This window comes from Bacillus vallismortis (genome assembly GCF_040784915.1).
GTDB classification, from domain to species: Bacteria; Bacillota; Bacilli; order Bacillales; family Bacillaceae; genus Bacillus; species Bacillus subtilis_G.
The window spans coordinates 26,055-32,500 of the sequence record NZ_CP160797.1 but is presented as its reverse complement, the minus strand read 5'-3'; the positions used below and the strand labels follow the sequence as shown (position 1 = coordinate 32,500).

Here is a 6,446-nt window from a genome sequence, read left to right as displayed (position 1 = left end):
ACGGGCTCTGACTACTTGTAGGCACACGGTTTCAGGATCTGTTTCACTCCCCTTCCGGGGTGCTTTTCACCTTTCCCTCACGGTACTGGTTCACTATCGGTCACTAGGGAGTATTTAGCCTTGGGAGATGGTCCTCCCGGATTCCGACGGAATTTCACGTGTTCCGCCGTACTCAGGATCCACTCAGGAGAGAACGAAGTTTTGACTACAGGGCTGTTACCTTCTATGGCGGGCCTTTCCAGACCTCTTCATCTACCTCGTTCTTTTGTAACTCCGTACAGAGTGTCCTACAACCCCAAGAGGCAAGCCTCTTGGTTTGGGCTAATCCCGTTTCGCTCGCCGCTACTCAGGGAATCGCATTTGCTTTCTCTTCCTCCGGGTACTTAGATGTTTCAGTTCCCCGGGTCTGCCTTCTCATATCCTATGAATTCAGATATGGATACCACTCCATTACGAGTGGTGGGTTTCCCCATTCGGAAATCTCCGGATCAAAGCTTGCTTACAGCTCCCCGAAGCATATCGGTGTTCGTCCCGTCCTTCATCGGCTCCTAGTGCCAAGGCATCCACCGTGCGCCCTTTCTAACTTAACCGTTAAAAAGAATCACTATGTGATATCTTGTATTACTAATTGAATGTGATGTCTACTGTTATCTAGTTTTCAAAGAACACGTTGGTGGAGCCTAGCGGGATCGAACCGCTGACCTCCTGCGTGCAAAGCAGGCGCTCTCCCAGCTGAGCTAAGGCCCCGTTTATTTAAGATGGTGGGCCTGAGTGGACTCGAACCACCGACCTCACGCTTATCAGGCGTGCGCTCTAACCAGCTGAGCTACAGGCCCATCTTAACTTATTCAAGGAACAAAGTTCCTTCAAAACTAAACAAGACAGGGAACGTTCTGTTTATAAGACCCAAGGTCTTATATTCCGTAATATATCCTTAGAAAGGAGGTGATCCAGCCGCACCTTCCGATACGGCTACCTTGTTACGACTTCACCCCAATCATCTGTCCCACCTTCGGCGGCTGGCTCCTAAAAGGTTACCTCACCGACTTCGGGTGTTACAAACTCTCGTGGTGTGACGGGCGGTGTGTACAAGGCCCGGGAACGTATTCACCGCGGCATGCTGATCCGCGATTACTAGCGATTCCAGCTTCACGCAGTCGAGTTGCAGACTGCGATCCGAACTGAGAACAGATTTGTGGGATTGGCTTAACCTCGCGGTTTCGCTGCCCTTTGTTCTGTCCATTGTAGCACGTGTGTAGCCCAGGTCATAAGGGGCATGATGATTTGACGTCATCCCCACCTTCCTCCGGTTTGTCACCGGCAGTCACCTTAGAGTGCCCAACTGAATGCTGGCAACTAAGATCAAGGGTTGCGCTCGTTGCGGGACTTAACCCAACATCTCACGACACGAGCTGACGACAACCATGCACCACCTGTCACTCTGCCCCCGAAGGGGACGTCCTATCTCTAGGATTGTCAGAGGATGTCAAGACCTGGTAAGGTTCTTCGCGTTGCTTCGAATTAAACCACATGCTCCACCGCTTGTGCGGGCCCCCGTCAATTCCTTTGAGTTTCAGTCTTGCGACCGTACTCCCCAGGCGGAGTGCTTAATGCGTTAGCTGCAGCACTAAGGGGCGGAAACCCCCTAACACTTAGCACTCATCGTTTACGGCGTGGACTACCAGGGTATCTAATCCTGTTCGCTCCCCACGCTTTCGCTCCTCAGCGTCAGTTACAGACCAGAGAGTCGCCTTCGCCACTGGTGTTCCTCCACATCTCTACGCATTTCACCGCTACACGTGGAATTCCACTCTCCTCTTCTGCACTCAAGTTCCCCAGTTTCCAATGACCCTCCCCGGTTGAGCCGGGGGCTTTCACATCAGACTTAAGAAACCGCCTGCGAGCCCTTTACGCCCAATAATTCCGGACAACGCTTGCCACCTACGTATTACCGCGGCTGCTGGCACGTAGTTAGCCGTGGCTTTCTGGTTAGGTACCGTCAAGGTACCGCCCTATTCGAACGGTACTTGTTCTTCCCTAACAACAGAGCTTTACGATCCGAAAACCTTCATCACTCACGCGGCGTTGCTCCGTCAGACTTTCGTCCATTGCGGAAGATTCCCTACTGCTGCCTCCCGTAGGAGTCTGGGCCGTGTCTCAGTCCCAGTGTGGCCGATCACCCTCTCAGGTCGGCTACGCATCGTTGCCTTGGTGAGCCGTTACCTCACCAACTAGCTAATGCGCCGCGGGTCCATCTGTAAGTGGTAGCCGAAGCCACCTTTTATGTTTGAACCATGCGGTTCAAACAAGCATCCGGTATTAGCCCCGGTTTCCCGGAGTTGTCCCAGTCTTACAGACAGGTTACCCACGTGTTACTCACCCGTCCGCCGCTAACATCAGGGAGCAAGCTCCCATCTGTCCGCTCGACTTGCATGTATTAGGCACGCCGCCAGCGTTCGTCCTGAGCCAGGATCAAACTCTCCGATAAAATGGATCACAGGTTAAGTTCACCGCATCCTGCGGTGACACCTGCGTGACCTGCGTCGTGCAGATCTAGTTTGACTGACTACGCACATCGCTGTGCGATTTATAAAAAAATGAATTAACAGGTACGTTTTGTCTTGTTTAGTTTTCAAAGAACTTTGTTATCGCTCTTAAGGCGACTTTATAATCATAACATTTCTTGTCGCTTTAGTCAATAACTTTTTTAAAATAATTTCTTTTCAAAAAGCGATTCGTCATCAGCGACGTATACTAGAATAACACCTTCAATTATTAAAGTCAACATATAATATCATTTAAATAATAAATTGCTTAATGACGACTAATGCAGCTATTCCCGGTATTCCTAAAATCCCGCTGATGGCTGTTGTGACAAGATTAATCGGCACATGAATGCCAAGACTGCCGCCAAACATATTTACACAAACCAGCAGCAAAGCGCCCGCCACAAATTTAACAGCTGTGATGCCAATCCACTTTAAAGGCTTTCCAGCTGAACCTGATAAAAAAAGAAGAATAACCAGTCCTAAAATAATCCCTATAATAAAAATAGGCTCCATGAATCTTCTCATCTCCTTCGCTTGTTCTAGTACAAGCTTATGAGAAGATCCAGGAGTTTAGACCACTTACTTCCACCGGCTGATTTTTAAATTTCGCCGCTTTGCTTCCCTCAAGTAAAAAAAATACTTCGCTTCAGCTACTTTCAATTCGTATAACACTTCAGCTGACGGTTCTAAGCTTTTTTCAACCAGCTTTTTTTGCCTGTTCCATTCTTCCTTTTGCTTAAAAAGCTGCTCAATTAGTTTTTCATCAAACTCTCTTCTCAATGTTTTCTTGCGAAGAAAACCCATGGATCGCTTTTTCCTCCTTACAATTCACGTCTTCCTTCAAGTGCTTTAGAAAGAGTGACCTCATCAGCATATTCCAAATCGCCGCCGACGGGCAGTCCGTGGGCAATACGGGAGAGCTTAATACCAGACGGCTTCAAGAGCCTTGATATATACATCGCCGTTGCTTCCCCTTCTATATTAGGGTTTGTCGCGAGAATCACTTCTGTCACTTGATCATCCTGTAATCGTTTTAACAATTCTGGTATTTTAATATCCTCCGGTCCGATGCCGTCCATTGGAGAAATGGCGCCGTGGAGAACATGATACTGTCCGCTGTATTCCTTCATTTTCTCCATAGCGATAACATCCTTAGGGTCTTGCACAACACAGATAACAGACTTATCCCTGCGCGCATCTTCGCAAATATAGCATGGGTCCTGATCTGTAATATGCCCGCAAACTGAACAATATGTCAGGTTGCGTTTCGCATTTACTAAGGCTTTCGCAAAATCTAATACCACATCTTCTTTCATACCTAGAACAAAAAAAGCCAGACGAACCGCTGTTTTCGGTCCGATCCCTGGCAATTTCATAAAGCTGTCAATCAGCTTTGATATTGGTTCAGGATATTGCATGTTCTTTTATCCCCCTAGAATAAACCTGGCATGTTCATTCCCTTTGTAAATTGACCCATTGTTTCGTTTGTGATCTCGTCAACTTTTTTCAAAGCTTCATTCGTTGCAGCAAGCACTAAATCTTGAAGCATATCGATATCTTCGGGATCAACGACTTCTTCTTTGATAATAACATCCAGGACTTCTTTTTGGCCGTTCACTTTTACTGTAACCATACCGCCGCCAGCAGTTCCTTCAACAACCTGTTCTGCAAGCTCTTCTTGAGCCTTCGCCATGTCCTTTTGCATTTTTTGCATTTGTTTCATCATTTTTTGCATATTTCCCATTCCGCCACGCATAGCATTCACTCTCTTTCATTTTGTTAGTCTTTTATTTCAATTAAATCCGCTCCGACAAGCTTTTTCGCCTCGGCAATAAGCGGGTCTTCTTCAGCCGGTTCATTTGACCCTTCATTTTCCTGCTGATGGTCCACTAAAAATTCTTCTCTTATTTTACCCCATTGTGCTTCTGGAACGCCAATCAAATCCATTCTTTTTCCGAGCATCGATTCTAAAATCTGTTCAAGATTGGTTCGGACTCCGTTGTTGTCCTCGGCGACCATTTTACAATGAATTTCAAATTTGAATTTCAGAACAAATGCCGCTGAGGCGGCAGCCACAGGTTCACTGTCATTCAGCAAAGCCGCATGCGAAACTTTGTTTTGCTGTTTGAGATGAGCAAGAAGCTTGCCCCAGCTGTTTTTCAGCTGATCAAGGTCCGGTCTCGTCGCTTCCTTCAGAATTTCATGAATTCTGCCTACTGGCGCTTTGTAATTCGATTTCCCGCCCTTTGGCACACGCGGCGCTTCTTTTTTCGGGCTTTCCGCAGCTGCTTTAACGCCTGTTGTTTTAAGCCGCTCCACTTCCTGCTCGAGCTGCTGAATTTTATTCATCAGCATATCGACTTCCGGAAGGTCAGCTGCTGATTGATGAGACGTTTGGCAAATCTTCACCACCGCCACTTCAAAAAAGATACGGGGATGATTTGTCCATTTCATTTCCTGATGGCTCTTGTTCAGAATATCAATCATTTCATATATGGCCTGCGCCGGAATGTGTTCGCTGAGTCCCCGGAACGTTTCATCAACTTTTACTTTTTCGAGCACTCCTTCTAAACCTGGGGCTGTTTTGTACAGGAGCATGTCCCTGAAATAGAAAATCATATCCTCTATCAGCTTAGCCGGATCTTTCCCTTGCTGCAGCAGTTCGTTTAATGTTTCCAGTGCGTCAGAAACGTTTTTGTCGTGCAGGGACTGTGCAAGCTTTCCTATATTTAATTGAGAAACCGCCCCGGTAATCAGAAGCGCATCATCGACTTTGAGCTCGTCGCCGCTGAATGATACGGCCTGATCAAGAAGGCTCAGGGCATCCCTCATCCCTCCGTCCGCAGCGCTCGCGATGATATCAAGTGATCCTTCTTCCACTTGCAGCTGTTCAGCATCAACAATTTTATTCATACACCCGACAATCGCTTGGGATGTAATTCGTTTAAAATCAAAACGCTGACATCTTGAGATAATGGTTAAAGGGATTTTGTGCGGTTCTGTTGTCGCTAAAATGAAAATACAATGTTCAGGCGGCTCTTCTAATGTTTTTAGTAACGCATTAAAGGCGCCGATAGAAAGCATATGTACCTCATCTATGATATATACCTTATATGTGACGGCCGATGGGGCAAACTTCACCTTATCGCGAATATCACGAATCTCATCAACACCGTTATTAGATGCGGCGTCAATTTCTATGACATCGGATATGGACCCGTTTGTTATCCCTTTACAGGCCGCACATTCGTTGCATGGCTCATCAACAGGAGCATGTTCACAGTTGACAGCTTTGGCAAATATTTTGGCTGCACTGGTTTTTCCCGTTCCCCTCGGCCCGGAAAACAGATAGGCGTGAGAAAACTTTTTTTGCAAAAGGGCATTTTGCAGCGTTTTTGTAATGTGTTCTTGTCCAACCACATCTTCAAAGCGCTGAGGCCTGAATACTCGATATAAAGCTTGGTAACTCACGGGTTTGCCCTCCTCCGTTATTCATCAATCCCATTATACATGAACCTTGTTTCGATTCCAAAAGCTCTTTTCACATAACAAAAAACTCACCTAATAATAGGTGAGTCTGAAAATTTGATGATTGATTTACCGTGCACCTTCTGTCGATTCGCTACCCTAAGCGTTACTTAAGCAGTTAGCTCGGCCCAGGCAACCCTGCGGCACATGAGAGGTTTCACTTAATGCTGCTTCCTTCCGGACCTGACATGGTTCATGAATTCCCATTGCGCAGGACCCAAACGTCAACACCACTTACTTAAGGCAGACCTTAAAGTAAACGAACCTCGAGAAGGGGTTCGGCCCTGCTAGAGCGGATTGCAGGTACAGGGCACCGCTACCTCCCCGCTTAGCACGGCAAAATAAATATCAAATTTTTTCACGCATCTA

Annotated in this window: 5 protein-coding genes, 2 tRNA genes, 2 rRNA genes and 1 other RNA gene (1 of these 10 only partly in view); all 10 read right to left on the bottom strand. The window is 46.9% G+C overall.

Translation table 11 applies throughout. The features are described from left to right. Positions 1-590, bottom strand: a 23S ribosomal RNA gene (locus tag ABZM97_RS00170); it reaches 2,338 nt to the left of the window's first position. A gap of 81 nt (positions 591-671) precedes the next feature. Then, a tRNA-Ala gene (locus ABZM97_RS00165) sits at positions 672-747 on the bottom strand. A 12-nt stretch (positions 748-759) separates the two neighbouring features. Continuing rightward, a tRNA-Ile gene (locus ABZM97_RS00160) sits at positions 760-836 on the bottom strand. A gap of 102 nt (positions 837-938) precedes the next feature. After that, positions 939-2,488 (bottom strand): 16S ribosomal RNA (locus ABZM97_RS00155). The 16S and 23S rRNA genes sit together here with 2 tRNA genes alongside, the layout of an rRNA operon. 310 nt (positions 2,489-2,798) lie before the next feature. Then, on the bottom strand, positions 2,799-3,062 hold the full coding sequence (gene bofA, locus ABZM97_RS00150) for a sigma-K factor-processing regulator BofA (protein WP_087992024.1): 264 nt from the start codon (positions 3,060-3,062) through the stop codon (positions 2,799-2,801). 66 nt (positions 3,063-3,128) lie between these two features. After that, the gene (locus ABZM97_RS00145) at positions 3,129-3,353 is read right to left on the bottom strand and encodes a YaaL family protein (RefSeq protein ID WP_202329178.1); all 225 of its coding nucleotides are present in this window, start codon (positions 3,351-3,353) and stop codon (positions 3,129-3,131) included. A gap of 17 nt (positions 3,354-3,370) precedes the next feature. Then, a complete protein-coding gene (gene recR, locus ABZM97_RS00140) occupies positions 3,371-3,967 on the bottom strand; it encodes a recombination protein RecR (protein WP_087992025.1) in 597 nt (198 codons plus the stop codon). 14 nt (positions 3,968-3,981) lie between these two features. Then, positions 3,982-4,305: a YbaB/EbfC family nucleoid-associated protein gene (locus ABZM97_RS00135; RefSeq protein WP_024713930.1), complete on the bottom strand. Its 324-nt coding sequence runs from the start codon at positions 4,303-4,305 to the stop codon at positions 3,982-3,984. A 23-nt stretch (positions 4,306-4,328) separates the two neighbouring features. Continuing rightward, the gene (gene dnaX, locus ABZM97_RS00130) at positions 4,329-6,020 is read right to left on the bottom strand and encodes a DNA polymerase III subunit gamma/tau (RefSeq protein ID WP_202329177.1); all 1,692 of its coding nucleotides are present in this window, start codon (positions 6,018-6,020) and stop codon (positions 4,329-4,331) included. A gap of 129 nt (positions 6,021-6,149) precedes the next feature. After that, an RNA gene (gene ffs / locus ABZM97_RS00125) (signal recognition particle sRNA large type) lies at positions 6,150-6,414 on the bottom strand. Between the last annotated feature and the right edge of the window lie 32 nt (positions 6,415-6,446).